At 70.5% G+C, this 25,722-nt stretch carries 28 protein-coding genes and 1 pseudogene; 8 read left to right on the top strand and 21 right to left on the bottom strand.

Annotation, left to right across the window (positions count from 1 at the left end; genetic code table 11):
- Positions 1 to 162: 162 nt before the first annotated feature.
- Together EV292_RS06385 and EV292_RS06380 are read left to right on the top strand one after the other, a co-directional pair.
- Complete coding sequence (locus EV292_RS06385; protein WP_132908377.1) at positions 163 to 990, top strand: flagellin; 828 nt, start codon at positions 163 to 165, stop codon at positions 988 to 990.
- Between the two features lie 709 nt (positions 991 to 1,699).
- The gene (locus EV292_RS06380; protein WP_132908376.1) at positions 1,700 to 2,527 is read left to right on the top strand and encodes a flagellin; all 828 of its coding nucleotides are present in this window, start codon (positions 1,700 to 1,702) and stop codon (positions 2,525 to 2,527) included.
- A gap of 75 nt (positions 2,528 to 2,602) precedes the next feature.
- On the opposite strand, the gene EV292_RS06375 is transcribed toward EV292_RS06380, so the two are convergent.
- From EV292_RS06375 to EV292_RS06355, 5 genes and pseudogenes are all read right to left on the bottom strand, one after another.
- Positions 2,603 to 3,343, bottom strand: coding sequence for a 16S rRNA (uracil(1498)-N(3))-methyltransferase (locus EV292_RS06375; RefSeq protein WP_132908375.1), 741 nt, complete (start codon positions 3,341 to 3,343; stop codon positions 2,603 to 2,605).
- The gene (locus tag EV292_RS06370; RefSeq protein ID WP_207913365.1) at positions 3,343 to 3,504 is read right to left on the bottom strand and encodes a hypothetical protein; all 162 of its coding nucleotides are present in this window, start codon (positions 3,502 to 3,504) and stop codon (positions 3,343 to 3,345) included. Before EV292_RS06370 ends, EV292_RS06375 begins: the two co-directional genes overlap by 1 nt.
- Positions 3,501 to 3,902, bottom strand: a complete 402-nt coding sequence (locus tag EV292_RS06365; RefSeq protein WP_132908373.1) for a DUF2147 domain-containing protein — start codon at positions 3,900 to 3,902, stop codon at positions 3,501 to 3,503. The genes EV292_RS06370 and EV292_RS06365 overlap by 4 nt, the downstream gene beginning before the upstream one ends.
- Positions 3,903 to 3,960: 58 nt before the next feature.
- Positions 3,961 to 5,579: pseudogene (locus tag EV292_RS06360) on the bottom strand (NAD(P)/FAD-dependent oxidoreductase).
- 54 nt (positions 5,580 to 5,633) lie between these two features.
- Positions 5,634 to 6,944 carry a gluconate:H+ symporter gene (locus EV292_RS06355; protein ID WP_132908372.1) on the bottom strand — a complete coding sequence of 437 codons (1,311 nt, stop codon included), beginning with the start codon at positions 6,942 to 6,944 and terminating at the stop codon, positions 5,634 to 5,636.
- Between the two features lie 54 nt (positions 6,945 to 6,998).
- Here EV292_RS06355 and ubiA point away from each other — a divergent pair, with 54 nt between their 5' ends.
- The 3 genes from ubiA (at position 6,999) to EV292_RS06340 (ending at position 10,194) form a co-directional block, all read left to right on the top strand.
- The gene (gene ubiA / locus EV292_RS06350; protein WP_132908371.1) at positions 6,999 to 7,973 is read left to right on the top strand and encodes a 4-hydroxybenzoate octaprenyltransferase; all 975 of its coding nucleotides are present in this window, start codon (positions 6,999 to 7,001) and stop codon (positions 7,971 to 7,973) included.
- Positions 7,974 to 8,048: 75 nt separating this feature from the next.
- The gene (locus EV292_RS06345; RefSeq protein WP_132908370.1) at positions 8,049 to 9,407 is read left to right on the top strand and encodes a TldD/PmbA family protein; all 1,359 of its coding nucleotides are present in this window, start codon (positions 8,049 to 8,051) and stop codon (positions 9,405 to 9,407) included.
- Positions 9,400 to 10,194 carry a 3'(2'),5'-bisphosphate nucleotidase CysQ gene (locus EV292_RS06340; protein ID WP_132908369.1) on the top strand — a complete coding sequence of 265 codons (795 nt, stop codon included), beginning with the start codon at positions 9,400 to 9,402 and terminating at the stop codon, positions 10,192 to 10,194. Before EV292_RS06345 ends, EV292_RS06340 begins: the two co-directional genes overlap by 8 nt.
- 211 nt (positions 10,195 to 10,405) lie before the next feature.
- On the opposite strand, the gene EV292_RS06335 is transcribed toward EV292_RS06340, so the two are convergent.
- The 4 genes from EV292_RS06335 to gnd are packed head-to-tail and all read right to left on the bottom strand — an operon-like array spanning position 10,406 to position 13,306.
- Positions 10,406 to 10,732 carry a hypothetical protein gene (locus EV292_RS06335; protein WP_132908368.1) on the bottom strand — a complete coding sequence of 109 codons (327 nt, stop codon included), beginning with the start codon at positions 10,730 to 10,732 and terminating at the stop codon, positions 10,406 to 10,408.
- Positions 10,733 to 10,757: 25 nt separating this feature from the next.
- The gene (locus tag EV292_RS06330) at positions 10,758 to 11,510 is read right to left on the bottom strand and encodes an HAD-IIB family hydrolase (protein WP_132908367.1); all 753 of its coding nucleotides are present in this window, start codon (positions 11,508 to 11,510) and stop codon (positions 10,758 to 10,760) included.
- Positions 11,511 to 12,317 carry a Cof-type HAD-IIB family hydrolase gene (locus tag EV292_RS06325; RefSeq protein ID WP_132908366.1) on the bottom strand — a complete coding sequence of 269 codons (807 nt, stop codon included), beginning with the start codon at positions 12,315 to 12,317 and terminating at the stop codon, positions 11,511 to 11,513. It lies immediately after the preceding gene.
- The gene (gnd, locus tag EV292_RS06320) at positions 12,317 to 13,306 is read right to left on the bottom strand and encodes a phosphogluconate dehydrogenase (NAD(+)-dependent, decarboxylating) (protein ID WP_132908365.1); all 990 of its coding nucleotides are present in this window, start codon (positions 13,304 to 13,306) and stop codon (positions 12,317 to 12,319) included. Before gnd ends, EV292_RS06325 begins: the two co-directional genes overlap by 1 nt.
- Before the next feature lie 90 nt (positions 13,307 to 13,396).
- Here gnd and wecB point away from each other — a divergent pair, with 90 nt between their 5' ends.
- Together wecB and EV292_RS06310 are read left to right on the top strand one after the other, a co-directional pair.
- The gene (gene wecB, locus EV292_RS06315; RefSeq protein WP_132908364.1) at positions 13,397 to 14,527 is read left to right on the top strand and encodes a UDP-N-acetylglucosamine 2-epimerase (non-hydrolyzing); all 1,131 of its coding nucleotides are present in this window, start codon (positions 13,397 to 13,399) and stop codon (positions 14,525 to 14,527) included.
- A gap of 175 nt (positions 14,528 to 14,702) precedes the next feature.
- A complete protein-coding gene (locus EV292_RS06310; RefSeq protein WP_243693640.1) occupies positions 14,703 to 15,482 on the top strand; it encodes a sulfite exporter TauE/SafE family protein in 780 nt (259 codons plus the stop codon).
- A 178-nt stretch (positions 15,483 to 15,660) separates the two neighbouring features.
- Here EV292_RS06310 and EV292_RS06305 read toward each other — a convergent pair whose 3' ends face one another.
- Positions 15,661 to 16,086 (bottom strand): organic hydroperoxide resistance protein, encoded by a 426-nt coding sequence (locus tag EV292_RS06305; RefSeq protein WP_132908362.1) that lies wholly within the window; start codon positions 16,084 to 16,086, stop codon positions 15,661 to 15,663.
- A 131-nt stretch (positions 16,087 to 16,217) separates the two neighbouring features.
- On the opposite strand from EV292_RS06305, the gene EV292_RS06300 reads away from it, so the two are divergent.
- Complete coding sequence (locus EV292_RS06300) at positions 16,218 to 16,676, top strand: MarR family transcriptional regulator (RefSeq protein ID WP_132908361.1); 459 nt, start codon at positions 16,218 to 16,220, stop codon at positions 16,674 to 16,676.
- Positions 16,677 to 16,691: 15 nt separating this feature from the next.
- Here the strand turns inward: EV292_RS06300 and EV292_RS06295 are convergent, their stop codons facing one another.
- The 11 genes from EV292_RS06295 to EV292_RS06245 form a co-directional block, all read right to left on the bottom strand.
- Positions 16,692 to 17,591, bottom strand: coding sequence for a flagellin (locus EV292_RS06295; protein ID WP_132908360.1), 900 nt, complete (start codon positions 17,589 to 17,591; stop codon positions 16,692 to 16,694).
- A gap of 6 nt (positions 17,592 to 17,597) precedes the next feature.
- Entirely contained in the window at positions 17,598 to 18,935 is a 1,338-nt protein-coding gene (flgK, locus tag EV292_RS06290; RefSeq protein WP_132908359.1) for a flagellar hook-associated protein FlgK, read from the bottom strand.
- Positions 18,932 to 19,273 carry a rod-binding protein gene (locus tag EV292_RS06285; RefSeq protein WP_132908358.1) on the bottom strand — a complete coding sequence of 114 codons (342 nt, stop codon included), beginning with the start codon at positions 19,271 to 19,273 and terminating at the stop codon, positions 18,932 to 18,934. The genes flgK and EV292_RS06285 overlap by 4 nt, the downstream gene beginning before the upstream one ends.
- On the bottom strand, positions 19,273 to 20,373 hold the full coding sequence (locus tag EV292_RS06280) for a flagellar basal body P-ring protein FlgI (RefSeq protein ID WP_132908357.1): 1,101 nt from the start codon (positions 20,371 to 20,373) through the stop codon (positions 19,273 to 19,275). The genes EV292_RS06285 and EV292_RS06280 overlap by 1 nt, the downstream gene beginning before the upstream one ends.
- Positions 20,373 to 21,089 carry a flagellar basal body L-ring protein FlgH gene (locus tag EV292_RS06275; protein WP_132908841.1) on the bottom strand — a complete coding sequence of 239 codons (717 nt, stop codon included), beginning with the start codon at positions 21,087 to 21,089 and terminating at the stop codon, positions 20,373 to 20,375. Before EV292_RS06275 ends, EV292_RS06280 begins: the two co-directional genes overlap by 1 nt.
- Positions 21,090 to 21,109: 20 nt before the next feature.
- Positions 21,110 to 21,901 carry a flagellar basal-body rod protein FlgG gene (gene flgG / locus EV292_RS06270; protein WP_132908356.1) on the bottom strand — a complete coding sequence of 264 codons (792 nt, stop codon included), beginning with the start codon at positions 21,899 to 21,901 and terminating at the stop codon, positions 21,110 to 21,112.
- A 14-nt stretch (positions 21,902 to 21,915) separates the two neighbouring features.
- Positions 21,916 to 22,668: a flagellar basal body rod protein FlgF gene (flgF, locus tag EV292_RS06265; protein WP_132908355.1), complete on the bottom strand. Its 753-nt coding sequence runs from the start codon at positions 22,666 to 22,668 to the stop codon at positions 21,916 to 21,918.
- 166 nt (positions 22,669 to 22,834) lie between these two features.
- The gene (locus tag EV292_RS06260) at positions 22,835 to 24,115 is read right to left on the bottom strand and encodes a flagellar hook protein FlgE (protein ID WP_132908354.1); all 1,281 of its coding nucleotides are present in this window, start codon (positions 24,113 to 24,115) and stop codon (positions 22,835 to 22,837) included.
- A gap of 42 nt (positions 24,116 to 24,157) precedes the next feature.
- Positions 24,158 to 24,880: a flagellar hook capping FlgD N-terminal domain-containing protein gene (locus tag EV292_RS06255; RefSeq protein ID WP_132908353.1), complete on the bottom strand. Its 723-nt coding sequence runs from the start codon at positions 24,878 to 24,880 to the stop codon at positions 24,158 to 24,160.
- A 2-nt stretch (positions 24,881 to 24,882) separates the two neighbouring features.
- A complete protein-coding gene (gene flgC / locus EV292_RS06250; RefSeq protein WP_132908352.1) occupies positions 24,883 to 25,293 on the bottom strand; it encodes a flagellar basal body rod protein FlgC in 411 nt (136 codons plus the stop codon).
- Positions 25,294 to 25,297: 4 nt separating this feature from the next.
- Positions 25,298 to 25,654 (bottom strand): flagellar basal body protein, encoded by a 357-nt coding sequence (locus EV292_RS06245; RefSeq protein WP_132908351.1) that lies wholly within the window; start codon positions 25,652 to 25,654, stop codon positions 25,298 to 25,300.
- Between the last annotated feature and the right edge of the window lie 68 nt (positions 25,655 to 25,722).

Here is a 25,722-nt window from a genome sequence, read left to right as displayed (position 1 = left end):
GCGTACGTAGGGGAGGGGATCGGGGCGCCGGCGGCGGCTCGCCGATCGGGGCCGAAGTTTTTCGCTAAAGGTCCGGCGATGGCGGTCGTTTGAGGCGGTGACGGCGCGGCCACCTGCTCATTCGGGGGCGGCGGGACGGGCCGAGCAGACGGAGATTTTGCCATGACCGTGATCAACTCGAACACCTCGGCGCTGCGCGCCACCACCGCCTCGAACAGCGCGAACAAGGCGCTGTCGGTCTCGATGGAGCGCCTGTCGACCGGCAAGCGCATCAACTCGGCGAAGGACGACGCCGCCGGCCTCGCGATCAGCAACTCGATGACCTCGCAGATCCGCGGCATGAGCCAGGGCATCCGCAACTCGAACGACGGCATCTCGATGGCGCAGACCGCGGAAGGCGCGCTCGGCGAGGTCTCGAACATGCTGCAGCGCATGCGCGAGCTGACCGTGCAGGCCGCCAACGGCACCTATTCGTCGACCGACACCGACTCGATCCGTGCCGAGCAGTCGGCGCTGAAGGACCAGATCAGCTCGATCGTCACCACCACGTCGTTCAACGGCAAGAAGCTGTTCGACGCGACCGCGGCGACGGGCTTCTCGATCCAGACCGGCGCCAACACCGGCGACACCGTCACGCTGAAGTCGGTCGACTTCTCCGCCACCGGCAGCTCGAAGCTGAAGGACGTGACCGCGCTGACCTTCGCCGATGCCGCCACCAGCGCCACGCTGGCGAACTATGACGACGCGATCGCCGAGGTCTCGGGGGCGCGCGCCTCGCTGGGTTCGGCGCAGAACCGCCTCGAGTCGGCGGTGAACAACGCCACCGCCAACGTCACCAACCTGACCGACGCGCGCAGCCGCATTGAGGACGCCGATTTCTCGACCGAGACCACCGCGCTGGCGAAGTCGCAGATCCTCAACCAGGCCTCGACCGCGATGCTGGCGCAGGCCAACCAGTCGCAGCAGGGCGTGATGAAGCTGCTCGGCTAAACGCCGACGCCCGGCGCCGGCCCCTCGCCCCCGAACATGGCGGGGCCGGCGCCGGGTTGAGATGAGCGACATCGCGGAACCCCCGTCAGCGCGGCTGGCGGGGGTTCTCGCTTGTGGCGGGGGAGACGAGGGCAGCGGCAGGCAATCCTCCCCGGCACGGGCAGGGCGATCGCATATGCCTGTCGCGTAGTGGTTCGGCGCGTGAGACCTGTTTCGTCATCCCGGGCTTGACCCGGGATCCATCGCGCCGCGAGAGCCGCCCGCGTTGCTCTCGCGGCACCATGGATCCCGGCGCGAGGCCGGGATGACGGTGATGAAGAGCAAGCCGCCTTTTGGGTCCGTCCTAATGGATCCCGGCTCAAGCCTGTCCTGAGCGACGCCGCAGGCGGCGCCGAAGGGGCCGGAAGGACGGCGTAACGCCGCGGTCGGACACAAAGCCGTATGCGATAGCCCTGCCGGCACGGGGAGGGGGACCGCTCGCGCAGCGAGTGATGGAGGGGGCTTTCCGCTCACGCACCGGCTCGTATGCGCGCCCCCCTCCACCACGCCGCTGCGCGTCGCGGTCCCCCTCTCCGTGAGCGGGGAGGATCTGCGAGTTCCCCCACGAAAGCGCTAAATCTCCTGCCGCATCGGTCGTTTGAGTGAATGACGGCACGGCCACCTGCGGTTTCGGGGGCGGCGAGCGGGCCGGGCAGATGGAGATTTTCCCATGACCGTGATCAACTCGAACACCTCGGCGCTGCGCGCCACCACCGCCTCGAACAGCGCGAACAAGGCGCTGTCGGTCTCGATGGAGCGCCTGTCGACCGGCAAGCGCATCAACTCGGCCAAGGATGACGCCGCTGGCCTCGCGATCAGCAACTCGATGACCTCGCAGATCCGTGGCATGAGCCAGGGCATCCGCAACGCCAACGACGGCATCTCGATGGCGCAGACCGCGGAAGGCGCGCTGGGCGAGGTCTCGAACATGCTGCAGCGCATGCGCGAGCTGACGGTGCAGGCGAGCAACGGCACCTATGCCGCGACCGACGTCTCGTCGATCCGTGCCGAGCAGGCCGCGCTGAAGGACCAGATCAGCTCGATCGTCACCACCACCTCGTTCAACGGCAAGAAGCTGTTCGACGCCGCCGCGGCGACCGGCTTCGACATCCAGACCGGCGCCAATACGGGCGACAAGGTCACGCTGAAGTCGGTCGACTTCACCGCCGCGGGCGGCCTGAAGACCGTGACCGACCTCAGCTTCGCCGACGCCACCGCCGCCAACAACGCGACGCTGGACCAGTATGACACCGCGATCGCGCAGGTCTCGAGCGCGCGCGCCGCGCTGGGTTCGGCGCAGAACCGCCTCGAGTCGGCGGTGAACAACGCCACCGCCAACGTCACCAACCTGACCGACGCGCGCAGCCGCATCGAGGACGCCGACTTCTCGACCGAGACCACCGCGCTCGCCAAGTCGCAGATCCTCAACCAGGCCTCGACCGCGATGCTGGCGCAGGCCAACCAGTCGCAGCAGGGCGTGATGAAGCTGCTCGGCTAAGACCGCGAGCGGACAAAGGGTGTAAAGGGGAGAAGCCCCGTCGGCCACGCGGCCGGCGGGGCTTCGTTCATCGGCTCACCAATCGCCTGCGGCCGCCATCCACAAGGCGACCGCCGCCGCGGCGGCGGTGTCGGCGCGCAGGATGCGCGGGCCGAGCGTGATCGCCACCGCCTGGGGCAGCGCGCGGATGGCGGCGCGCTCCTCGTCGTCGAAGCCACCTTCGGGGCCGATCAGGATCCCTGCCGGCCCCGCGTGCGCGCGCATCGCCGCGGCGGCGGGAGCACCGCCGGTCTCGTCGGCGAAGAACAGCGTGCGCCCGGCGGGCCAGTCTCGCAGCAGCGCGGGCAGCTTCACCATCGCCGCCAGCTCGGGCAGCGCGGTGCGGCCGCATTGCTCCGCCGCCTCGATCATATGCGCGCGCAGCCGCTCGGCATTGGGCTTGTCGACGACGGTGCGGCGAGTCACCACCGGCACCAGCCGCGCCACCCCCAGCTCGCAGGCCTTCTCCGCGAGCCAGTCGACCCGGCCTTTCTTGAGCGGCGCGGCGGCGAGCCACAGGTCGGGCACCGGCTCGCGTTCGGCGAGCCGGTCGGTGACGTCGAGCATCAGGTCGCGCTTGGCGACGCTCGCCGCGGTGGCGAGCCACTCGCCGCTGACGTCGTCGAACAGCCGCACCGGATCGCCGACGCGCAGGCGCATCACCGCGATCAGATAATGCGCCGGCGGTCCGCTCAACGCGAGCGTCCCGGGCGCGAGCGGCTGTTCGACGTAGAGCCGCGGGGTCGAGCGCGGCGGCCAGGCCGGGGTGGCGACCATCAGCGGCGCCCGCGCGCGAGCAGCAGCCGCGCCACCAGGAAGGCCACCGCGCCCACCGCGGCGAGTGCGATCACGGTCAGCGCGATCGTCCCGGCGACGCGCAGGATCGCGTAGAACAATGCCTCGAAGAATCGGCCCAGCGCGACCGAGAGATGAATCACCGCCCCGCCACGCGGGTCCAGCGTTGCTCGCGACAGCCGAACCCGGCGAACAGGCAGCCCTCCGCCACCAACGTGTCGCGCCCCTCGAGCCGGAGCGTGCCGTCGACCTCGCTGCCGATGTCGGGCACGAACACGCTGCCCGCCCAGCTATCGTCGTCGCCGCGCTCGAAGCCGCGGAACAAGGTGGTGCCGACGAGCCGGTCGGTGCCGCCCGCGGCGGCGTCGGCGCGCGCCTTCTCGTTCGCGCTCACCACGGTGCCGCACATGCCGCGCGCGCCGCGACAGGGCGCGACGCGGATGCGCACGCTGTCGCGTGCGTTGCGCCAGACACCCGCGAGCGGGTCGGCCGCGGCGGCGGGAGCAGGGGCGAGCGCGAGGAGCAGGGCGAGCGGGATCATGCGGTCAAGGTAAGCGAGGAAGCGGGCGGTTGTAAGTCCGCCGCGCAGGCGCCCGGCGTCAGGCGGCGATCCGCAGCGCCACCGCCTCCGCCACCTTGATCCCGTCGACCGCGGCGGAGAGAATGCCGCCGGCATAGCCCGCGCCCTCGCCCGCGGGATAGAGTCCCGCGGTGTTGAGGCTCTGGAAATCGGCACCGCGGGTGAAGCGCACCGGCGACGAGGTGCGCGTTTCCACCCCCGTCATGACGGCGTCGGGATGGTCGTAGCCGCGGATCTGGCGCCCGAACACGGGCAGCGCCTCGCGCATCGCCGCGATCACGAAATCGGGGAGGCAGGCGGCGAGATCGGTCGGCGTCACGCCCGGACGGTAGGAGGGCGTCACGCTGCCCAGCGCGGTGGAGGCGCGGCCGTCGAGGAAGTCGCCGACGCGCTGTGCCGGAGCGCAATAGTCGCTTCCGCCCGCGACGAAGGCGCGTTCTTCCCAATGGCGCTGGAGCGCGATCCCCGCGAGCGGCGTGCCCGGATAGTCGCGCGCGGGATCGATCGCGACGACCAGCCCCGAATTGGCGTTACGCTCGTTGCGCGAATATTGGCTCATGCCGTTGGTGGCGACGCGCCCTTCCTCCGAGGTGGCGGCGACCACGGTGCCGCCCGGGCACATGCAGAAACTTAGACCGTCCGCCCGTTCGAGCAATGGTGGGAGATATGATATTCGGCGGCGCCGAGCACCGGGTGGCCGGCATCGTCGCCGAAGCGCGCGCGATCGATCCAGGATTGCGGATGCTCGATCCGCACGCCGAGCGAGAAGGGCTTGGCCTCGGCATGGACCCCCGCCTCGACCAGCATTGCGAACGTGTCGCGCGCGCTGTGCCCGACCGCGAGCACGACATGCTCCGCCGCCAGATAGGAGCCGTCGTGGAGGTGTAGTCCACGCACGCGCCGCACCCCCTGCGCGTCGGGTTCGAGGTGAAGCCCGTCGACCCGCGTCGAGAAGCGATACTCCCCGCCGAGTGCCTCGATCGACGCGCGCATCGTCTCGACCATCGTCACCAGCCGGAAGGTGCCGATATGCGGGTGCGCCTCGGTGAGGATATCCGCCGGCGCGCCGGCGGCGACGAATTCCTCCAGCACCTTGCGGTTGAGGTGCCGCGGATCCTTGATCCGGCTGTAGAGCTTGCCGTCGGAGAAGGTGCCCGCGCCGCCCTCGCCGAACTGGACGTTCGATTCGGGCACCAGCACGCTGCGACGCCACAGACCCCAGGTGTCCTTGGTCCGCTCGCGCACCACCTTGCCGCGCTCGAGCACGATCGGGCGGAAGCCCGCCTGCGCCAGGATCAGCGCGGCGAACAGCCCGCACGGGCCAGCGCCGATCACCACCGGCCGCTGCCGCGCCTCGCCCGGCGGCGCGGAGACCGGCGCGCGATAGCGCGTGTCGGGCGCGGGGCGGACGTCGCCATCGCCGCTCAGCCGCGCCAGCACCGCGGCCTCGTCGCGCAGCGTCACGTCGACCGAATAGACCAGCGCGATGCGCCCGCGACCGCGCGCGTCATGCCCGCGCCGCGCCACCTGCCAGTCGAGCACCTCGGCGGGGTCAACCCCGAGCCGCGGCGGGATCGCGGCGGGCAGCGCCTGGTCGTCGTGGCGCAGCGGCAGCCGCAGATTGGTGAGCCGGATCATCCGCGGCGCCTTACACCGCGTTCTGATCCTTGGGGAGTCGCGCGCGCGCCGGGGTCAGACCAGCGCGTCGAGCAGCAGCACGAACACCAGCCCGAACGTCCCCACCAGCGTCTCCATCAGTGACCAGGAGCGGAAGGTGTCGCGCAGGCTGAGCCCGAAATACTCCTTGAACATCCAGAAGCCCGAATCATTGACGTGGCTGCACATCAGGCTGCCCGCGCCGATCGCCAGCACCATCAGATTGGGGTTGGCGTGGCTGGTGGCGAGCAGCGGCGCGACCAGCCCGCCCGCGGTGAGCCCCGCCACCGTCGCCGAGCCGAGCGCGATGCGGATGACGCAGGCGAGCAGCCAGCCCAGCACCAGCGGCGGTACCGGCAGCGTCGCCAGTTCGGCGGCGAGGACGCGGTCGGCGCCGCTCTCCACCAGCACCTGCTTGAGCGCGCCCGCGCCCGCGATGATGAGCAGGATCGGCGCGATGTCGCGCGTCGCGCCCGCGAAACTCTCCATCATCTTCGGCACCGGCAGGCCGTTGCCGAGGCCGAGCGCGAGCATCGCGATCGCGATCGCGACCAGCAGCACCACGGTGGGGTTACCGACGAAGCGCACCGCCGCACCGACCTCGGGCGAGAGCGCGAGATAGCCCAGCGCGGTGGTCCCCGCGATCAGCCCGACCGGCAGCAGCGCGCACAGGAAGCTCACCGCAGTCCCCGGCAGCGCCCGACCCGTCTCCGCCGCGGTGCCGAACAGCGTCGAGGGCGGTGATTCGATGCGCTTGAGCGTCATCGCGAACAGCGGCCCCGCGATCAGCAGCGTCGGCACGCCGACGATCAGGCCGTAGATCAGCGTCTGGCCGAGATCGGCGCCGAGCTGGCTCACCAGCGCGGTGGGCGAGGGGTGCGGCGGCAGGAAGCCGTGCGCGATTGACAGGCCCGCGAGCAGCGGCATGCCGACATGGACCGGCGGCAGCTTGGCGCGCGCGGTGATCGAGAAGATCAGCGGCACCATCAGCACGAAGCCGACATTGTAGAACAGCGGTATGCCGACCAGGAACCCGGTCGCCGCCATCGCCAGCGGCAGCCGCGACGGACCGAACAAGGCGATCAGCGCGTCCGCGATCCGCCGCGCCGCGCCGCTGTCGGCGATGAGCTTGCCCGCCATGGCGCCGAGCACCACGATCACGACGAGCGGCCCGATCGTGTCACCGATCCCCTTCTCGATCGCCTTGGGGATCGATTCGAGCGGCACGCCCAGCAGCACGCCGGCCGCGAGCGCGGCGATCACGAAGGCGACGAGCGGGGGCGTCTTGGCGAGCGCCACCAGCAGCACCAGCAGCACGATGACGGCGACGATGGCGAGCAGCGTCATGCCGGCCGGGCGACCATGATTGTTCCTCTCCCGCGGGGGACGTTCCCGACGACCATGGCGCCGGCGCGCGCGCACGGCAACCACGGCTTTCGTCGCGGGGGCAAGCCGCGCTACAGCGCGCGCGTGACCGACATCGTTCCCGACAGCCAGCATCGCGGCCTAGTCGCCGCGCTCCCGCCGCTGCCGCGCGCGCTCGCGCTGCTCGCGCGGCTCGACCGGCCGATCGGCTGGTGGCTGTTGTTCTGGCCCGGCGCGTGGTCGGTGGCGCTGGCGGGGGGTGCGGTGACGCGCTGGCCGCTGTTGCTGTGGCTGCTGCTCGGCAGCGTGGCGATGCGCGGTGCGGGCTGCGTCTACAATGACATCGTCGACCGCGAGCTCGACGCCAGCGTCGCGCGCACGCGCCACCGCCCGCTCGCCAGCGGACAGGTGTCGCTTCTCGCCGCCTGGGCGTGGCTGGTGTTCCTCTGCCTGATCGGGCTGGTGGTGCTGCTCCAGCTCCACCTCTATGCCGCGATCGTCTCGCTCGCCGCGCTCGCGCCGGTGGCGGCCTATCCCTTCATGAAGCGGATCACCTGGTGGCCGCAGGCGTGGCTCGGGCTGGTCTTCTCCTGGGCCGCGCTGGTCGGCTGGAGCGAGACCTGGGGCTGGCTCACCGCGCCGGGGCTGCTGCTCTACGCCGGATCGGTCTTCTGGGTGATCGGCTATGACACCATCTACGCGCTGCAGGATCGCGAGGACGACGCGCTGATCGGGATCGGATCGTCGGCGCTGGCGATGGGGCGGCACGTGCGCGGCGGGATCGCCGCCTGCTACGCCATCGCGCTGGCGTTCTGGGCGGCGGCCTTCTGGCACGTCCGCGCCGACCCGCTCGCGCTCGCGGCACTGCTCCCGGTGGCGCTCCATCTCGGCTGGCAGGCGGCGACGCTGCACCCCGACGACGGGTTGGGCGCGCTGCGGCGCTTCCGCAGCAATCGCTTCGCGGGGCTGCTGATGCTGCTCGGCTGCGCGGTGGTGGGGACTCCGCTGTAGCGCGCATCCAATCGCGTGCGCGCGGCGTTGGCCGGGGACTAGCAACGCACCGGACCCCAGGCCTACAGGATCGACATGCTCACTCCCGACCAGGCGCAGGATCGCGCCGCCGACATCGTCCGCCGCGCGCGTGCCGCCGGAGCCGACGCCGCCGACGCGGTGTTCGCCGCCAACGCCTCGAGCGAGGTGTCGGTGCGGCTGGGCGCGCTGGAGGACGTCGGCCGCTCGGAAGGGTCGGATCTCGGGCTGCGCGTCTTCGTGGGGCAGCGATCCGCGAGCGTCTCGACCTCGGACCTGTCGGCCGACGCGGTCGCGACCTTGGTCGACCGTGCGGTGGCGATGGCGCACGAGGCGCCCGAGGATCGCTGGGCCGGACTCGCGCCCGAGGGCCGGCTGCTCCGCGGCACCGCGCCGCTGCTCGACCTCGCCGATCGCGACGAGCCCGAGCCGCCCGCGCTGCGCGACGCCGCCGCGCGCGCGGAGGAGGCCGCGCGCGCGGTCGCGGGAGTCACCAACAGCGAGGGCGCGGGCGCGGCCTGGGCGCGCAGCGTCTGGGCGCTCGCCACCAGCCACGGCTTCGCGGGCGCCTATGAGGCGACCAGCCACACGCTTTCCGCCAGCGTGATCGCGGGCGGTGCGGGGTCGGGCGACGGCTCGATGCAGCGCGACTATGCGTTTCACGCCACGCGGCACCGCGCGCATCTCGACTCGCCCGAGCTGATCGGCCAGACCGCGGGTGAGCGCGCCGCGGCGCGCGTCGGCGCCGGCCGCGCGCCGAGCGGGACGATGCCGGTGGTGTTCGACCCGCGCGTCGGCGCCAGCCTGCTCGGCCATCTCAGCGGCGCGATCTCGGGCAGCGCGGTGACGCGCCGCACCAGTTTCCTGCTCGACTCGCTGGGCCAGGCGATCCTTCCGCCGGGCGTCACCGTGATCGACGATCCGCACCGCCCGCACGGGCTGCGCTCACGCCCGTTCGACGGCGAGGGGCTGCCGGTGTCGCCGGTTTCGATCGTCAGCGGGGGGATGCTCGAGACGTGGCTGCTTGACAGCGCCTCGGCGCGTCAGCTCGGGCTCGAGCCGACCGGTCATGCCGCGCGCGGGATCGCGGGGGCACCGGGGGTGTCCACCACCAACCTTTATATGGAGGCGGGGCATGTCCCGGTGGAGACGCTGATCGACGACATCGCCGAGGGCATCTATGTCGTCGAGCTGATCGGCCAGGGGGTGAACCCGGTGACCGGCGATTATAGCCGCGGCGCCGCCGGCTTCCTGATCGAGCGCGGCGCGATCACCCGCCCGCTGGCGGAGTTCACGATCGCGGGCAATCTGAAGGACATGTTCCGCGCGCTGACGCCGGCGAACGATCTCGTCTTCCGCCACGGCGTCAACGTGCCGACGCTGCGGATCGAGGGCATGACGGTGGCGGGTGGCTGACGCCGCGCTGGCCGAGGCGGTCGCGGCGGTCGCGCGCGAGGCGGGGCAGATGGCGTTCGCGCGCTGGCGCACCGACTTCGCGCGCTGGGAGAAGTCTCCGGGCAGCCCGGTGTGCGAGGTCGATCTCGACGTCGATCGCATGCTCCACGCGCGGCTCGGCGCGCTGTTGCCCGACGCCGGCTGGCTATCGGAGGAGACCGCCGACCGCCCCGACCGGCTCGCGCGCGACCGCGTCTGGGTGGTCGACCCGATCGACGGCACGCGCGACTATATCCGCGGGCGCGCGGGATGGTGCGTGTCGATCGCGCTGGTGGAGCACGGCCGCCCGGTGATCGGCGTGCTCGACGCGCCCGCGCGCGGCGAGGTCTGGCGCGCGCGCGATGGCGCGGGCGCGACGGTGGCGCGCGAGGACGGCAAGCGCTTCGACCTGGCGGCGGGTGACCGGCGCGACTTCGAGGGCGCGCGCGTGCCGGTGGACGCGTTGCCCAAGACCGATCGCACCTTGGTCGCGGTGGAGAAGCCCAACTCGATCGCGCTGCGCATCGCCATGGTGGCGAGCGACCGCGCCGACCTCGTCGCCACGCTGCGCTGGGGCAACGAGTGGGACATCGCCGCGGCGGTGCTGCTGGCGAGCGAGGCCGGCGCGACGGTGAGCGACGCGCTCGGCGCGCCGATCCTGTTCAACAAGCCCGACCCGCGCGCTTATGGCGTGCTGGTGACCGCCCCGGGCATCCACGCCGCTTCGGTGAAGCATCTCGCCGGGCGGGCGCGCGCGGTGATCGGGTAGCGGCGGTCGGGTCGGTCCGCGAAGGGGGAGTGAGACGCCCTTACCTACACTGCCGTCATCCCGGACTTGGTCCGGGATCCACTCCTCCGCAAGAGCAACCGGTGCAGAGCACGCGGAACGGTGGATCCCGGACCAAGTCCGGGATGACGGTAGAAAAGGGGGATGACGGTAAAGGAGGGGGGAAGCGGGCGCTCGTCCCTCCTCTACCGTCTCACCGCCGCTGATCGCGCCGGTGCATCGGGCGCCAGCGTACCGCGACACAGATCACGGTCGGCCAGAACAACGTGTTGATCACGTCGGGGATCGTGTCCCACCACCGCCACGAATGATAATGGAGCCGGTCGAGCACCTCGTTGGCGAGCTCGGCCAGCGCCACCACCGACAGCGGCACGAAGGTGCCGAGCGAGCGCCGCGTCACCACGCGCGCGAGGATCAGCACCGCCATTCCGGCATGGATGTGGAGCACCGTGTCGGTGGTGCCGGTCCCGTCGCCGATCGAGGTGACCAACCGCGCGTAGAGCGCCGGGACATCGATCATCGCGACGGACCCTGGACGAGTCCGCTCAGCCCTGCTTCTGGCACGCGACGATCGCGGTCACCACGCTGATCGTCTCCTGCGGGTCGCGCACGCGGACGCAGTCCACCCCGGCCTCATGCGCCGGATAGTCGTTGCCGCCCGGGAAGATCGCATCGCCGATGAAGAGCATCTCGCCGAGCTGGATGCCGCTCTCCGCCGCGAGCTTGCGCAGGCCATAGCCCTTGTCGACGCCCTCGCGGGTGATGTCGATCGAGGTGGCGCCGCCCATGTTGATCGCGAGGCCCGGCAGCCGCTGGCGCAGGTCGGCCTGGATCACCTTGCGCTTGGCGAAATCGGGATCCCAGGTCTCCTTCGCCTCGAGCGGGGCCTGCTGGCCGAGCGCGGAGAAGGTGATCTGGCTGCCGCGGTCCTCGATCCGCTCCCCCCAGGTCTGCTCGGGGACGAAGCCGGTCGCCTCGAGCGACTGACCGAACGCGTCGATGATCTTCCGCTTCTCGGCGTCGTCGAACAGCTCGGCGTAGACCGTCTTCCACGCGCCGTCGCGGTGGACGTACAGCTTGGTGCCGGTGGTCGGCATCAGCCACAGCCGGTCACGGTCGGCGCGCTCGGGCAGGCGGCTCGCCACCTGCTTCTCGAACTGCGGCCAGTCGCCGCCCGAGATCACCGCGACGTCGGCGACCGTCAGCAGGTCCGCCAGCGTCTCGCCCATATCGTCCTTGAGCGCCTGTTTGCTGAGCGCGAGGGTGCCGTCGAGATCGAAGGCGACGAGCTTCTTCATTCAGTGTCTCCGCGGCAGAACAATCGTTTCGATGGCGTGCGCTACGCCATCCTGGTCGTTCGCGCGAGTCACCTCGTGCGCCGCCTGTCGCACCGCCTCGGGCGCGTTGCCCATCGCGATCGGCAGGCCGGCGCGGCGCAGCATCGGCAGGTCGTTGGCCTGGTCGCCGATCGCGGCGGTGTCCTCCAGCGCGATGCCGAGCGCGCGGCTGAGCGCGGCGATGCCGTCGCCCTTGTTGGCGCCCTTGGCGGTGACGTCGAGATAGTAGACCTGCGACTGCGCCACGGTGGCCCGGTCGCCGATCGCGGTGTGGACGCGCGCGTAGAGCGCGTGGAGCATGGCCTCGTCGTCGCTGACGAAGGTGAGCTTGTCGGCGCGGTCGAGCAGCGCGACGAGGTCCTCGGCCACCACCGGCTCCTGCGCCGAGCTGCGCCGCTCGCTGCTGGTGTGCGGCCCGTCGGGGTCGGTGGCGTACCAGCGGTCGTCGGCGAACAGCCAGGTGTCGACCTCGAACTCGGCCGCGATCGTCAGCGCCTCGCGCGCGACATCGACGGGCAGCGTCTCGTGGTGGACGATCGTGCCGTCGCGCCGGAAAATGATCCCGCCGTTGAAGGCGGCGACGTCGCCGTCGAAGCCGAGCTGGTCGAGCAGCGGGCGGATGCCCGACATCGGCCGCGCGCTGATCAGCGTGAACGCGACCCCCTCATCCTGCAGACGCTTCACCGCGGCGATGGTCGCCGCGGTGAGCTGCTTCTCCTTGTCGACGAGCGTGCCGTCGACGTCGGACACCAGCAATCGGACCGGCATTATTGCGGCATCTCGACGTGGCCGCCGAAGCCGAAGCGCATCGCCGACAGCGCCTTCTCGCCGAACGTATGCTCGACGCGGCTGCGATAGCGCGCGAACAGAGCGGTGGTGAGGACGTTGACCGGCACGGCCTCCTCCATCGCCGCCTCGATCGTCCACTGACCCTCGCCCGAATCGGCGACATTGCCGCTGAACTTCTCGAGATGCGGGTCGCTCGCCAGCGCCTGCGCGGTGAGGTCGAGCAACCAGGACGAGATCACGCTGCCGCGCCGCCACACCTCGGCGATGTCGGCGAGGTTGAGGTCGTAGCGCTCGTCCTCCGGCAGTTTCTCCGAGGCCTTGCCCTTGAGCACGTCGAAGCCCTCGGCATAGGCCTGCATCAGGCCATACTCGATGCCGTTGTGGATCATCTTGACGAAATGGCCCGCACCCGCCGGGCCGGCATGGATGTAGCCGCGCTCGGCGCGGTCATCGATCCCCTCGGCGCGACCGCGCGTGCGTTCGATCGAGCCCGCACCCGGCGCCAGCGCGGAGAAGACGGGATCGAGATCGCGCACCACCTGGTCGGGACCGCCGATCATCATGCAATAGCCGCGATCGAGCCCCCAGACGCCGCCCGAGGTGCCGACGTCGACATAATGGACGTTCTTCTCGGCGAGTGCCTTGGCGCGGCGGATATCGTCCTTGTAGAAGCTGTTGCCGCCGTCGATCACGACCTCGCCCGCGCTCGCGCCGCCGGCGATCTGATCGATCACGCCGTCGGTCACCGCGCCGTGCGGCAGCATCACCCACCAGATCGCGGCGGCACCGCCCTCCTGGCAGCGCGCGCGCGCCGCATCGAGCGAGTCCGCCGCGATCGCGCCGTCCGCCACCAGCTTGGCCACCGCATCGGCATCGCGGTCATAGGCGACGATCTCATGTCCCGCGCGCATCAGGCGGCGTGCCATGTTGCCGCCCATCCGGCCGAGGCCGATCATCACCAATCGCATCCGTCTGTCTCCTCGCTCGCCGCTGAATCGCGCGGCACGCCTGCTAGGTTCCGCGCCGCAACATGCATCCTCCCGCTACAATAAGAGGACATGCGCGCGGCGCCCCGCCTCCTGCTCTTATTCGGTACGCGACCCGAGGCGATCAAGATGGCACCGGTGATCGCCGCGCTGCGGCGCCGTCGCGGCCTCGAACTGCGCATCGCGTCGACCGGCCAGCATGGCACCCTGCTCGACGGGGCGCTCGCCGCGCTGGAACTCGCGCCCGACGTCGATCTGAGGCTGATGCGGGCCGGGCAACCGCACCGCCAGCTGCTCGGTGCGATGATCGACGCGGTCGGCGCGCTGCTCGCTGAGGAGCGCCCCGCGCGGCTGGTGGTGCAGGGCGACACCTCGACCGCCTGGGCGGGGGCGATGGCGGCCAATCTGTGCGGCGTACCGGTCGCTCACGTCGAGGCGGGTCTGCGCAGCGGCGATCTCGCCGCGCCGCGGCCCGAGGAAGGCTGGCGCAAGGCCATCACCGCGGTCACCGACTGCCATCTCGCGCCCACCGCGGTCGCCGCCGCGGCGCTCGCCGCCGAGAACGTGCGGCCGGACGCGATCCACGTGACGGGCAACAGCGGCGTCGACTCGGTGCTCGCGATGGTGGCGCGGGTCGCCGCTACGCCCGCGCTGGGCGGTGCGGTCGCACCCTTCGTCGCGGCCGCATCGGATCGGCGGATCGTCACGGTCACGTTGCACCGTCGCGAGCAGGGGCAAGCCGCGGTGGCGCGGGTGGCGCAGGCGATCGCGGTGCTCGCGCGGCGCGATGACGTGGCGATCGCGCTGCTCACACATCCCGCGCCGGCGTCGCGCGCGCTCGCGCATCGGCTCGCGCGCGAGCCGCGGGTCACGCTCTTCCCGCCGCTCGACTATCCCGCGATGGTGCGGTTGCTGGCGATGAGCCACCTGCTGCTCACCGATTCGGGTGGACTGCAGGAGGAGGCGCCCGCGCTCGACCTGCCGGTGCTGGTGCTGCGCGACACCACCGAGCGGCCCGAAGGCGTCATGGCGGGCTGTGCGCGGCTGGTCGGCACCGATCCGGCGCGCATCGTCGCGACCGCGACATGGCTGCTCGACCAGTCGGCGGCGCACGCGGCGATGGCGCGTGCGCGCAACCCCTATGGCGACGGTCGCGCCGGCGACCGTATCGCCGCGGTCATCGCCCGGCTGCACGGCGGCTGAGCCTCGGCGCGCCGGCCGGCAACGCGCGCCGACGGCTTGAGCGCGCCACCATCCCGCGCCGGTGATGCGCCCGGCGCCACGGCCGGCCCAAGCATTTCTGCGCTTGCCGGCCGGCCCCTCGGCGTCGCACAGCGGGTGCGATGACGCCGGGACATGCGACAAGGGGACGCGCGACGTGGACTGGTTGAGCACGCTCGCGGGATTTCTCGTCGGGGCCATCGTCGGGTTGACCGGGGTCGGCGGCGGGTCGCTGATGTCGCCCGTGCTGATCCTGCTGTTCGGCGTGGCGCCCGCCACCGCGGTAGGCACCGATCTCTGGTTCGCCGCGATCACCAAGCTCGTCGGCGGCACGGTCCACCATCGGCAGAACAATGCCGACTGGGCGGTGGTGCGGCGGCTGTGCCTCGGCAGCCTGCCCGCGGTGGCGGTGACGCTCTGGTGGCTGTGGAGCCACCACGAGCGCGCCGAGAGCGGTGGGCTGATCGTGCGCGTGCTCGGCGCGACGCTGGTGATCTCGGCGGTGCTCACGCCTTTTCGCGCCGCGCTGGCGCGCCGTCTCGCGCGGCGCGACGGGGCGCGGACCGAGACGATGCTGCGCTATCAGCCGGCATTGACGGTGGCGGCGGGGGCGCTGCTCGGTGCGCTGATCACGCTGACGTCGGTCGGCGCCGGCGCGCTGGGCGCGACCTTGCTGCTGCTGCTCTATCCCTTTCGGTTGACCGCCAAGCGGCTGGTCGGGACGGACATCCTTCACGCCGTCCCGGTCGCGTTGCTGGGCGGGATCGGCCATGCCGTGATCGGCAACATCGATCTGCGGCTGCTCGGCGCGCTGCTGCTCGGTTCTGTCCCCGGCGTGATCCTGGGCGCGCGGCTGACCGACCGGCTGCCCGAGCGCATCGTCACGCCCGCGCTGGCGCTGGTCCTGCTGATCGTCGGCGCACGATTGTTCCTCTAAACGCTCGGTCCACGGCGGCACGACGAACGGCGCGCGGCGGATTCGCCGCGGCAGCGGGACGGTGCCTTCTGCGCCACGGCTCGCGGATGGAATGCGATCGGGGCGGAGTGGCGGCGCCCGCGCGGGCCGCTGGCGCCACGCCCTGCGGGGGAGACAATGGCGCCGCGGTCCGGCCGCGTCAGGCGAGGGCCAGGCCGACGTCGATGTTGCCGCGGGTCGCGTTCGAGTAAGGGCAGATCTGGTGCGCCGCCGCGACGAGCTTCTCGGCCGCGTCGCGATCGATCCCGGGAAGGTCGACGAGCAGGTCCGCGGTAATCCCGAAGCCGCCTTCGGAACGCGGCCCGATGCCGACCGTCGCGGTCACCTTGGTGTCCGCGGGCACCTTCACCTTGAGCTGTTGCCCCGCTACCTTGAGCGCGCCGAGGAAGCAGGCCGAATAGCCCGCGGCGAACAATTGCTCGGGGTTGGCGCCGTCGCCGCCCGCGCCGCCCAGCTCCTTCGGCGTCGCGAGCGACACCGCGAAATTGCCCTCGATAGTCCGTGCCTCGCCGTCGCGACCGCCGGTCGCGGTGGCGCTGGTGCGATATTTGACGTCGACCGCCATGATCTGCTCCTACTTCTAATCACGCGATAGATTATCGCGATAACAAATAGGTAGGATGGCCGACGGTGTCTGTCCAGCATTATTTGTATCGCGATATCTAAATCGCTATATGCCGGAAAACGGAGGTCTTCGTGCCCGTGCCGCTGCCGCTCGACCAACAGCTCTGCTACTCGCTCTATGCCGCCAGCATGGCGGTGGGCCGCGCCTACAAGCCGCTGCTCGACTCGCTGGGCATCACCTACCCGCAGTATCTCGTGCTTCACGCGCTCTGGGAGGAGGACGGCCGCAGCGTCGGCGCGATCGCCGAGCGGCTCGCGCTCGAGTCGAGCACGATCACCCCGCTGGTCAAACGGATGGAGGCGGCGGGGCTGGTCGACCGGCGGCGCAACCCCGACGACGAGCGGCAGGTCCGCGTCTTCCTCACCGAGGCGGGACGCGGGATGAGCGAACGGTGCGGCTGTCTCGGCGAGCGGCTGATCGCGCGCTCGGGCATGGCCCCGGCGCAGCTCGCCGCGCTCAACGCGCAGGTGCGCGCGCTGCGCGACGCGCTGGGCAGTGCCGCGATGGAAGAGCCGGGCGCGGCCGCGTGACGCGACCGCCGCGCCTCAGCGCAGATAGGTGAAGAGCGAGAGCTGCGACAATTTGGAGAAGCTCGCCTGCGTCGCCGACAGGATCGTCATCGTCTTGGACAGCTCGGTATACGCTTGGGTGACGTCGGTGTCCTCCAGCGTGGAGCGCAGCTCGGCGCGATCGACGCCGGCGTTGGTCAGCAGGTTCTGCTGCAGGTCGACCCGCGCCGCGCGCGCGCCGACCGAGGCCTGCACGGTCGAGACCTGGTCGCTCGCCGTCTTGAGCGAGTCGATCGCGGCGCGCGCCTTCTCGCCGGTCGGCTCGCCCGCCTGCAACGCGGTGGCCAGCGCCGACAGCATCGCCAGCGTGTCGCCCTTGCTCGACGTGAAGATGCGCGCGGCGGTCTCGGTCGGCTGGATCGACAGACCGTTCTCGCCGATCGGCACCTCCGACAGGCTCGGCGCGGTATTGTAGGTGAAGGTGCCGTCCTTGTTGTCGATCACCGCGGGCGTGCCCGCCGCGCTGCCGAACAGCGGCTGGCCGCGCAGGTCGTTGGTGTTGCCGAGCGACACCAATGTCGCGATCACCGACTGGAGCTGGTCGCCGATCACCTTGCGGTCGGAGGCGCCGAGCGTGTCGGTGGCGGCGTTGTTCACCAGCTCGGTGGCGCGCTGCATCTGCTCGGTGATCGAGTTCATCGTGCCGTCGGCCTGCTGGAGCAGCGAGCCGGCGAGGTCGAGGTTGGTCTTGAACGCGGCGGCGTCGGCGTCCTTGCGGTCGAACTCGGCGAGCTGCTGCGCCACCGCGACATTCTCGGACGGCGAGCTGATCTTCTTGCCGGTCGCGATCTGGGTCTGCAGCTTGGTCGCGGTCGTCATCAGCGCGCCCATCCGGGCGGCGGAGCGATCGTAGAGGAGGTTGCTGGAGATCTGCATGGCGGCTTACCTGATCTCGAGGATCGACTGGAAGGTCTCGCGCGCGACCTGGATCACGCGGCTGGACGCCTGATAGGCCTGCTGGAAGCGGACGAGGTCGACCGCTTCCGAGTCGAGGTTGACCCCCGAGGCCTCGGACCGCGCCGTCACCGCGCCGTCGTAGATCGCGGTCTGCGCGTCGCCCACCAGCCGGCGCTGCTTGAGCGTCGCGGCATTGTCGGTGGTGAGCGCCTGGACCTTGCTCTCGAACTGGTTGCCGGTGCGCAGCGCGGCGAGCGCGGCGAGGTTGGAGGAGTCGCGCACGCCCCCGCCGGCCTTGGCCGCGGCGATCTGGCTGCCGTCGGTCAGCGCCACCGAGAAATCGGCGGGGTCGCTGGTGTTGGCGAAGAAGGGCTTGCCCTGCGCGCCGGTGAGATCCTGCCCCTGAGTCTGCAGGTCGTTGACGCTGGTGGTGAGATCGGTGGCGATCGCGCCGAGCTGGTCGCGCGTGGCGGCGATTCGCTGCGCGCCCTCGATCATCCCCGCCAGCGCGCCGCCCTCGGGATTGGCCTGGACCGCGACGCCGCTCGGCTTGAGCACGTTGAGCACCGCGTTGCCGCCGGTGCGCGCGTAGCTCATCTCGCTCGCTTCCTTCGGATCGACCAGCACCGGGCCGTTGCTGGCGCCGGCGCGCACGGTGGCGCGGCCGAAATCGTCGACCTGGACGTTGACCTCGGTCAGCGCGCTCATCTGCTGGAGCAGGTCGTCGCGCTGGTCGGCCAGCCCCGCCGCCGCGGCCGAGCCCGGCTGCGACTTGACGATGCCCTGGTTCACCTTGAGCAGCGCCTGGCTCAGCCGGTTGAGCTCGCCCACCGTCTGCTGCGCCTTGGTGTCGAGCTCGGCCATGCCGTCGTCGAGCGCCTTGGCGGTGACTTTGAACGAATCGGCCAGCGTCGCGGCGCTGCCCAGCATGCCGGCGCGCAGCGCGCTCGAGGTCGGCTCGGCCTGGAGCGCGGTGCTCGCCGCGAAGAAGCCGGTGAGATTGGTGGACAGCGCGCCGCCGGTCATCGCCGACTCGATCCGCTCGAGCCAGACCGTGCTCGCCTCGGTCTTCTTGGCGTCCGAGCTGGCGCTGCGCACCGATGCTTCGAGATACGGGCTGCTGTTGCGCGCGATCCCGTCGACCACCGCGCCCATGCCGTTGAGCGACGAGTTCCAGCCGTTGCTGGTCTGCACCTCGCGGATCGTCGCGCTGCGCCGCACGTAGGACGCGTTGCCGGCGTTCGCGATGTTCTCCGACGTCGTCGTCAGCGCGGTCTGGTACGCGCGGACGCCCGAAGCGCCGATGGAGAGCAGATCACTCATTCCACCGGCGTGCCATGATTCCCGTTAAGATCCGGTTGAGATTGCGCCAGGAACTTGCTCATCGCGGCGCCGATGCCGATCGGTTTGTGGCTCGCCATCTCCTGCACCACCTTCTGGTCGGACATGTCGCGGAAGGTGGTGAGCGCCTTGCTGTCGAAGAGGGGATCGGCCAGCTTGGCCTGGCGCATCGACTTCAGCATCATGCCGGTGAAGACCGATTCGAACTGCTGCGCGGCCTTGTCGAGGTTGGCCTTGGTCGCGGTGCGGCCAAGCCCGGTGTCGAGCCCCGTCTTGCCGGTGATCGCGACGCCGACTCCGCTGGTTGGGGTGTCCGCCATCAGAGCACCACCAGCTCGGCCTTGAGCGCGCCGGCCTCCTTGAGCGCCTCGAGGATCGCCACCAGGTCGGCCGGGCTCGCGCCGATCGCGTTCACCGCTTTCACCACGTCGGCCAGCTTGGGGCCGGGGTTGAGCAGGAACATCGGCTTCTTCTCCTCCGACACCTGCACGTTGGAGCGGTTCTCCAGCGCGGTCTGGCCCTGGCTGAGCGGCGCGGGCTGGCTGATGCGCTGGTTCTCGTCGATGCGGACGGTGAGCTTGCCGTGCGTCACCGCCGCGGCGCCGACGCGCACCGCCGAGTTGATCACCACCGTGCCGGTGCGCGCGTTGACGATCACCTTGGCGGGCGGCTCGGCCGAGGCGACGTCGAGGTTCTCGATCTCGCTCATCAGCGTGGCGCGCACGTCCGCGCCGGTCGGCGCGCGCACCGCGACCGACACGGCGTCGATCGCCTGCGCGGTGCCGGCACCGAACTTGCGGTTGATCGAGGCGGCGACGTTCTGCGCGGTGGTGAAGTCGGCGCGCTGGAGATTGTAGGTGACGAAGGGCGTGTCGGCGAAACCGGTCGCGACCGCGCGCTCCACCGTCGCGCCCTCGGGGATGCGGCCGGTAGAGGGAATGTTGACGACGATCTTGGAGCCGTCCGCGCCCTCGGCGCCAAGCCCGCCGACCGCGAGATTGCCCTGCGCCATGGCGTAGACCTGCCCGTCGGCGCCGAGCAGCGGGGTCAGCACCAGGCTGCCGCCGCGCAACGACTTGGCCTTGCCCATCGAGGCGACGGTGATGTCGATCCGCTGGCCCGGCTTGGCGAAGGCGGGCAGCTCGGCGGTGATCATCACCACCGCGGCGTTCTTGAGCCCCGGGTTGACGCCCGCGGGCAGCTGGAGCCCGAAGCGCGACGCCACCGCCTTCACCGACTGGACGGTATATTCGAGATTGTCGTCGCCCGTGCCGGGCAGGCCGACCACCACGCCATAGCCGGTCAGCTGGTTGGCGCGAATGCCCTGGAAGCCGCCGAGATCCTTGATCCGGTCGGCGTGGGCGGGGCCGGCGATGGCGGCCGTGAGCGCGGCGAGCGCGAGGAGCAGCTGGCGGATCATCAGAACGGGCTCACGACCTGGAAGAAGCGGGACAGCCAGCCCTGCCGGCTGGAGCGCGCGACGTCGCCCTTGCCGGTATAGGCGATCTGCGCGTCGGCGACTCGGGTGGAGGGCACGCGATTGTCGCGGTCGACGTCGGCGGTGCGGACGATACCCTTGATCTGGACGAACTCGTCGCCGCGGTTGAGCGTCACGCGCTTCTGCCCGCGCACCAGCATCGTGCCGTTGGGATAGACTTCGGCGACGGTGACCGAGACCTCGCCCGAGAGCGAGTTGGCCTGGTCCGCGGTGCCGGTGCCGTTGAAGCCGCGCTTGCCGCTCGAGCCCACGTCGGTGCCGCTGACGATCCCGCCGAGCGGGCCGGTCGACGGCGGGGTGAGCGAGAAGCTGCCGTCCGAGGCGAGCTTGGACGAGGCCGACTTGGAGGCGGCGGTGCGCTCCACCAGCACGATCGTCAGCGGGTCGCCGACGCGGCGCGCGCGCCAGCCCTCGTAGAGCGCGGCATAGCCGTCGGCGACCTGGAAGATCGAGCCGTTGGCGGCGGGCGGCGCGGGCGGCTGGGCGGGTGCATGAACCGCGGAGAAATCCTCCGCCGGCTTCTTCTTGAGCACCTTGCCGAGCAACCCGGCGTGCGCCGGAGCAGGCACCAGCGCCGCGGCGGCGATCGCCCCCAGAGCGAGGTGCAGCGCGACCCGCGCGCGGCGGCGGAGAGACATGGTCGAGGTCATCGCCGAGTCTATGACAGATTTTGGTTAACGTATTTCAGCATGTCGTCGGTGGCCGAGATCATCTTGGAATTGACCTCATAGGCGCGCTGGGTCTCGATCATGTCGACCAGCTCTTCCACCACGTTGACGTTGCTCGCCTCCAGCGTGCCCTGGCGGACGCGACCGCGGCCGTCCTCGCCCGGCACGCCGAGGTTGGCGGCACCGCTGGCGGCGCTCTCGGTGAGGAAATTGTCGCCGGCGGAGGTCAGCCCGGCCGGGTTGGGGAAGCTGGCGACCTGGATCTGGCCGAGGTTCTGCGCCTCGTCCTGCCCCGGCACGGTGGCCGAGACGGTGCCGTCGAGCCCGATCGTGATCTGCGTCGCATTGGCCGGCACGGTGATGCCCGGCATCACCTGATAGCCCTGGCTGGTGATCAGCAGCCCCTCGGGCGAGCGCGAGAAATTGCCCGCGCGCGTGTAGCCGAGCTGGCCGCCGGGCATCTGCACCTGGAAATAGCCGCCGCCGTCGAGCGCGAGGTCGAGGCTGTTGCCGGTCTGGTTCATCGAACCCTGCGTCTCGGTGCGCGACGTGCCCTGCACGCGCACGCCGGTGCCGAGATTGAGCCCGGTGGCGTAGCGGCTCTCCGCGGTCGACTGCGCACCCGCGGCGGTGACGACCTGGTAGGACAGGGTCTCGAACGAGGCGCGGTCGCGCTTGAAGCCGGTCGTGCTGACGTTGGCGAGGTTGTTCGAGATGACTCGCATGCGCGTGTCCTGGGCGTCGAGCCCGGTACGCGCGATGTGCATGGCGGACGTGGTCATGGTCTAATCCTTCCTCAGCCCGGCAGGCGCATCACCGATGCGCTCGACTCGTCCATGGATTTGGCCTCCTTGAGCAGGTTGGCCTGAAGCTCGTAGCTGCGCTGGTTCTCGATCATGTCGACCAGCGCCTCGGTCATGTTGACGTTCGATCCCTCGAGCGCGCCCGCGGTGACCTTGCCGTCGAGGTTCTCCGGCAGCGTGCCGCCGCCGCGCACGTGGAGTAGGTTGTCGAGCCCCTTCACCGTGTCGGACCCGGCCGAGGAGACCAATTTGAGCCGGTCGATCACCTGCGGCTGGCCGCTCTTGTCGCCCTGCGGCACGATCGAGACCGAGCCGTCCGAGCCGATCGACACCGACTCGTACGGCGGCAGCGTGATCGGGCCGCTCGCCCCCATCACCAGGAAGCCGTCGCCGGTCTGGAGCGTGCCCGATTCGGAGACGGTGAAGTCGCCGCGGCGGCTATATGCCTCGCTGCCGTCGGCGCCCTGGACGGTGAGCCAGGTGTCGCGGTCGCCCAGCGCGACGTCGAGCGGGCGGCCGGTCTGCTGCATCGCGCCCGGCGCGCGGTCGGCGTCGCGCACTTCTTCCGAGGTGGGCGCGCGCGCCGACAGCTGCGACGTGCCGTCGGAGAGGATGATGCGGTCGAACGAGACGCGGTCGGCGCGGAAGCCGGTGGTGGACGCGTTCGCCATGTTGTTGGCGATCGCGGCCTGCGCCTGCATGTGCGCGCGCAGTCCGGTCGCCGCGGTGTAGACCAGCTTGTCCACTTACGTCCTTCCTTATCCGCTTCTCCGTCATCCCGGCCTTGAGCCGGGATCCATGGCGCCGCACGAGCTGCGGCCCGTGCGTGCGCGGCACCATGGATGCCGGGTCAAGCCCGGCATGACGGAAGGTCTTACGACGGCCCTTCGTCGCTCGACCCCGCCCCCGCGCTTACGCGCGGATGTTGAGGATCGACTGCGACACCTGAGTCGCCGTATCCAGGGCCTTCGCGTTCGCCTGGAAGTTGCGCTGTGCCGCAATAAGGTTAACAAGCTCTTCGGTGATATCGACGTTGGAGCCCTCGAGCTGGCCCGACTTCAGGCTGCCGAAGCCCTCCGCCGCGGCGAAGCCGAGCGTCGCCTTCCCCGAGATGCCGGTCGCCTGCCAATAGTTGCTGCCGGCCTGGCGCAGCCCGGTCGGCGCCGAGAACTTCGCGATCGCCACCTTGCCGAGCGGCACGATGTCCGAGTTCGAGTAGCTCGCCTTGATGATGCCCGCGTCGTCGACAGTGATGCCGACCAGCTGGCCGACCGCGACACCGTCCTGCGTGCGCGCGCTCACCGCCGCCGCGGCCGCGGTCTGGGTCGAGCCGGTGAGGTCAAGCGAGATGCCCTGCGCCGCGGCGCCCGAGGCGGGGATGAAGTCCTCGAACTGGATCGTCTGCGCGCCGGTCAGCGCGCCCTTGGTGTCGTACACCTGGGTGATCGGCCCGGCCTGCGCCTGGCCCTGCGGCGTCAGCATCTGGTCGCCGACGTACGTGAAGACCTGCCACGTGCCGGTGTTCGGCGGCGTCGCGTTGGGCTGTCCCTCCGCGGTGCGGACGTAATAGCTCGTCATCGTCATCGGGTTGCCGTTGGCGTCGTAGATGCGCGTGGCGACCGAGTTGTTGTACGTGGTGGTGTCGGTGCGCTTGAACTCGGCCGGATCCTTCACCGTGGCGGTCGACGGGATCTGCACCTTGGTGGCGACGTTGTTGGTCATCTTGGGCGTGCCGCTGGTCGGCTGGATCTGCAGGTTGGTCAGCGACTTGTCGCCGGTCGCCGTGACGTTCCCGTCATTGTCGACCGGGTAGACCATCAGGTAGCTGCCCTGCGCGTCGATGACGTTGCGGCTCTCGTCCACGGTGAAGGCGCCGGTGCGGGTGTAGTTAACCTGGTCCGACAGGCCGGTCGACTTCACCACGAAGAAGCCCTCGCCCAGGATTTGCATGTCGAGCGCGCTCTTGGTCTGGTTCGACGAGCCGTCGCTGAACTGCTGCACCGTGCCCTTCACCGACACGCCCGAGCCGACCATCTTGCGCGGGTCGGTCGACACGTTCGACGAGATCACGTCAGCGAAGGCGGTCCGGCTCTTCTTGAAGCCGTTGGTGGAGACGTTGGCGAGGTTGTGGCTGATGACCGACATGTCGGTCTGCATGGCCTGGAGACCGGAGAGCGAGGTGAAGAAGGACATGGTGCGTGCTCCTGGGGAATGGGGAAGGAGAGGAAGAAGGGGTTAGGCGACCTTGCGGACCGCGGCGGGATCGACCGTGCCGAGCCCGGTGACGTTGAGGACGGGCGCGCCGCCGGCGGGCAGGCTGGCGCTCTCGACCGGCGCCCACACCAGCGAGGTGGCGTCGACCAGCGTCGAGCCCTTCGCCGCCTCGACCGAGATCGTGTACGGGCCGTTCTCGATCTTGTTGCCGGCGTCGTCGGTGCCGTCCCAACTGTAGCTGGCCTCGCCCGCCGCCTGGGCGCCGAGCTGGATGTTCTTGACGACGCGGCCGTCCTTGTCGGCGATCGAGACGTCGACGTCGGTCGCGTCGCCGGCCAGCTCGACCGCGCCGGCGATCCCGCCCGACGTGCGCTCATAGGCGGTCTTGCCCGCGGTCAGCACGGTGCGGCCGACATAGCCCATCGCGTCGGTGGCGGTGGTGGAGTTGAGCCGCCCGCTGATGCCCGACAGCGTCTGGTTCATCTCGCTGATGCCCGCGACCGACGAGAATTGCGCCATCTGCGCGACCATCTGCGTGTTGTCGACCGGGTTGAACGGGTCCTGATAGGCCAACTGCGCGGTCATCAGCGCGATGAAGTCCTTCTGCCCCAGCGTCGACTTGCCGGTGGTGGCGCTGACGCCCGCGGCGGTGGTGGTGTTGGAGCGCGCCACGCCGGCCGAGGCGAAGATCGCGTCCTGCGTGGCCTTGTCGGTGGCGGAGGTGTTGGCGGTGATGCTGGTCATGATCAGCGGCCCATCTTGAGGGTGTCGAGGATCAGCGTCTTGGCGGTCTGCATGACCTCGACGTTGTTCTGGTAGGTGCGCGCGGTCTCCATCATGTCGACCAGCTCGCGCGATTCATCGACCGCGGCGTCGAAGACGTAGCCGTCCTTGTTCGCCATCGGGCTGCCGGGGTCGTAGCGCTTGGTCGGCGCCTCGCCCGCGGTGACGATCTGCTGCACGTCGGTGGTGGAGAGCCCGCTGGCCGCGTCGAAGCTGGTGCGGAACACCGGCTTCATCGTCTTGTACGCGGCCTCCTCCGAGCCGGCGACGCCGCCGGCGTTGGCGAGGTTCGAGGCGGTGGTGTTCATGCGCGTCAGCTGCGCCGACATGGCGCGGCCGGCGACCTGGAAGATGGTGAGCGGCGAGCCGGACATCGTCTTACTCCCCCTTCAGCGCGCGCGTGATCTGGCCGATGCGCCCGTTGAGGAACGAGAGCGTCGTCTGATACTGGACCGCGTTCTCGGCGAAGGCGGTCTGCTCGGTGGAGAGTTCCACCGTGTTGCCGTCCATCGAGGGCTGGGTCGGCACGCGATACTTCAGTGCGTCGCCGACACCGTCCGCGCCGCGCTGCTCGACCGCGCCGAGCGCTGCCTGGAAGTCGATGTCGCGGGCCTTGAAATTGGGCGTGGACGCGTTGGCGATGTTCGACGCGAGCACGCCCATGCGCTGGCTGCGCACCTCCAGGGCTGCTCCGTGAACTCCGAACAAACTCTCAGCCACTGGCCGAACCTCCATGCGAGACGGGGATCGCCCGTCGCCTCGCGGGAATGTGAGCAAGCGGCGTGCCAATTGCTTCGTGTGGG

It is taken from the genome of Sphingomonas sp. BK235 (genome assembly GCF_004345855.1).
In the GTDB taxonomy this organism is placed as follows: Bacteria; Pseudomonadota; Alphaproteobacteria; order Sphingomonadales; family Sphingomonadaceae; genus Sphingomonas.
This window is presented reverse-complemented; position numbering and strand designations above follow the sequence as displayed.

What these genes read in the sequence shown, in the direction of transcription:
- EV292_RS06245 (WP_132908351.1), bottom strand. Translation starts at nt 25,654, where the DNA reads ATGGAGGTTCGGCCAGTGGCTGAGAGTTTGTTCGGAGTTCACGGAGCA.
- EV292_RS06385 (WP_132908377.1), top strand. Translation starts at nt 163, where the DNA reads ATGACCGTGATCAACTCGAACACCTCGGCGCTGCGCGCCACCACCGCC.
- EV292_RS06330 (WP_132908367.1), bottom strand. Translation starts at nt 11,510, where the DNA reads ATGAAGAAGCTCGTCGCCTTCGATCTCGACGGCACCCTCGCGCTCAGC.
- EV292_RS06380 (WP_132908376.1), top strand. Translation starts at nt 1,700, where the DNA reads ATGACCGTGATCAACTCGAACACCTCGGCGCTGCGCGCCACCACCGCC.
- EV292_RS06335 (WP_132908368.1), bottom strand. Translation starts at nt 10,732, where the DNA reads ATGATCGATGTCCCGGCGCTCTACGCGCGGTTGGTCACCTCGATCGGC.
- EV292_RS06345 (WP_132908370.1), top strand. Translation starts at nt 8,049, where the DNA reads ATGCTCACTCCCGACCAGGCGCAGGATCGCGCCGCCGACATCGTCCGC.
- EV292_RS06285 (WP_132908358.1), bottom strand. Translation starts at nt 19,273, where the DNA reads ATGGCGGACACCCCAACCAGCGGAGTCGGCGTCGCGATCACCGGCAAG.
- EV292_RS06260 (WP_132908354.1), bottom strand. Translation starts at nt 24,115, where the DNA reads ATGTCCTTCTTCACCTCGCTCTCCGGTCTCCAGGCCATGCAGACCGAC.
- EV292_RS06305 (WP_132908362.1), bottom strand. Translation starts at nt 16,086, where the DNA reads ATGGCGGTCGACGTCAAATATCGCACCAGCGCCACCGCGACCGGCGGT.
- EV292_RS06255 (WP_132908353.1), bottom strand. Translation starts at nt 24,880, where the DNA reads ATGACCAGCATCACCGCCAACACCTCCGCCACCGACAAGGCCACGCAG.
- EV292_RS06275 (WP_132908841.1), bottom strand. Translation starts at nt 21,089, where the DNA reads ATGTCTCTCCGCCGCCGCGCGCGGGTCGCGCTGCACCTCGCTCTGGGG.
- EV292_RS06325 (WP_132908366.1), bottom strand. Translation starts at nt 12,317, where the DNA reads ATGCCGGTCCGATTGCTGGTGTCCGACGTCGACGGCACGCTCGTCGAC.
- flgC (WP_132908352.1), bottom strand. Translation starts at nt 25,293, where the DNA reads ATGTCCGGCTCGCCGCTCACCATCTTCCAGGTCGCCGGCCGCGCCATG.
- wecB (WP_132908364.1), top strand. Translation starts at nt 13,397, where the DNA reads ATGCGCGCGGCGCCCCGCCTCCTGCTCTTATTCGGTACGCGACCCGAG.
- EV292_RS06355 (WP_132908372.1), bottom strand. Translation starts at nt 6,944, where the DNA reads ATGACGCTGCTCGCCATCGTCGCCGTCATCGTGCTGCTGGTGCTGCTG.
- gnd (WP_132908365.1), bottom strand. Translation starts at nt 13,306, where the DNA reads ATGCGATTGGTGATGATCGGCCTCGGCCGGATGGGCGGCAACATGGCA.
- flgK (WP_132908359.1), bottom strand. Translation starts at nt 18,935, where the DNA reads ATGAGTGATCTGCTCTCCATCGGCGCTTCGGGCGTCCGCGCGTACCAG.
- EV292_RS06365 (WP_132908373.1), bottom strand. Translation starts at nt 3,902, where the DNA reads ATGATCCCGCTCGCCCTGCTCCTCGCGCTCGCCCCTGCTCCCGCCGCC.
- flgG (WP_132908356.1), bottom strand. Translation starts at nt 21,901, where the DNA reads ATGACCACGTCCGCCATGCACATCGCGCGTACCGGGCTCGACGCCCAG.
- EV292_RS06280 (WP_132908357.1), bottom strand. Translation starts at nt 20,373, where the DNA reads ATGATCCGCCAGCTGCTCCTCGCGCTCGCCGCGCTCACGGCCGCCATC.
- EV292_RS06375 (WP_132908375.1), bottom strand. Translation starts at nt 3,343, where the DNA reads ATGGTCGCCACCCCGGCCTGGCCGCCGCGCTCGACCCCGCGGCTCTAC.
- ubiA (WP_132908371.1), top strand. Translation starts at nt 6,999, where the DNA reads ATGGCGCCGGCGCGCGCGCACGGCAACCACGGCTTTCGTCGCGGGGGC.
- EV292_RS06295 (WP_132908360.1), bottom strand. Translation starts at nt 17,591, where the DNA reads ATGCAGATCTCCAGCAACCTCCTCTACGATCGCTCCGCCGCCCGGATG.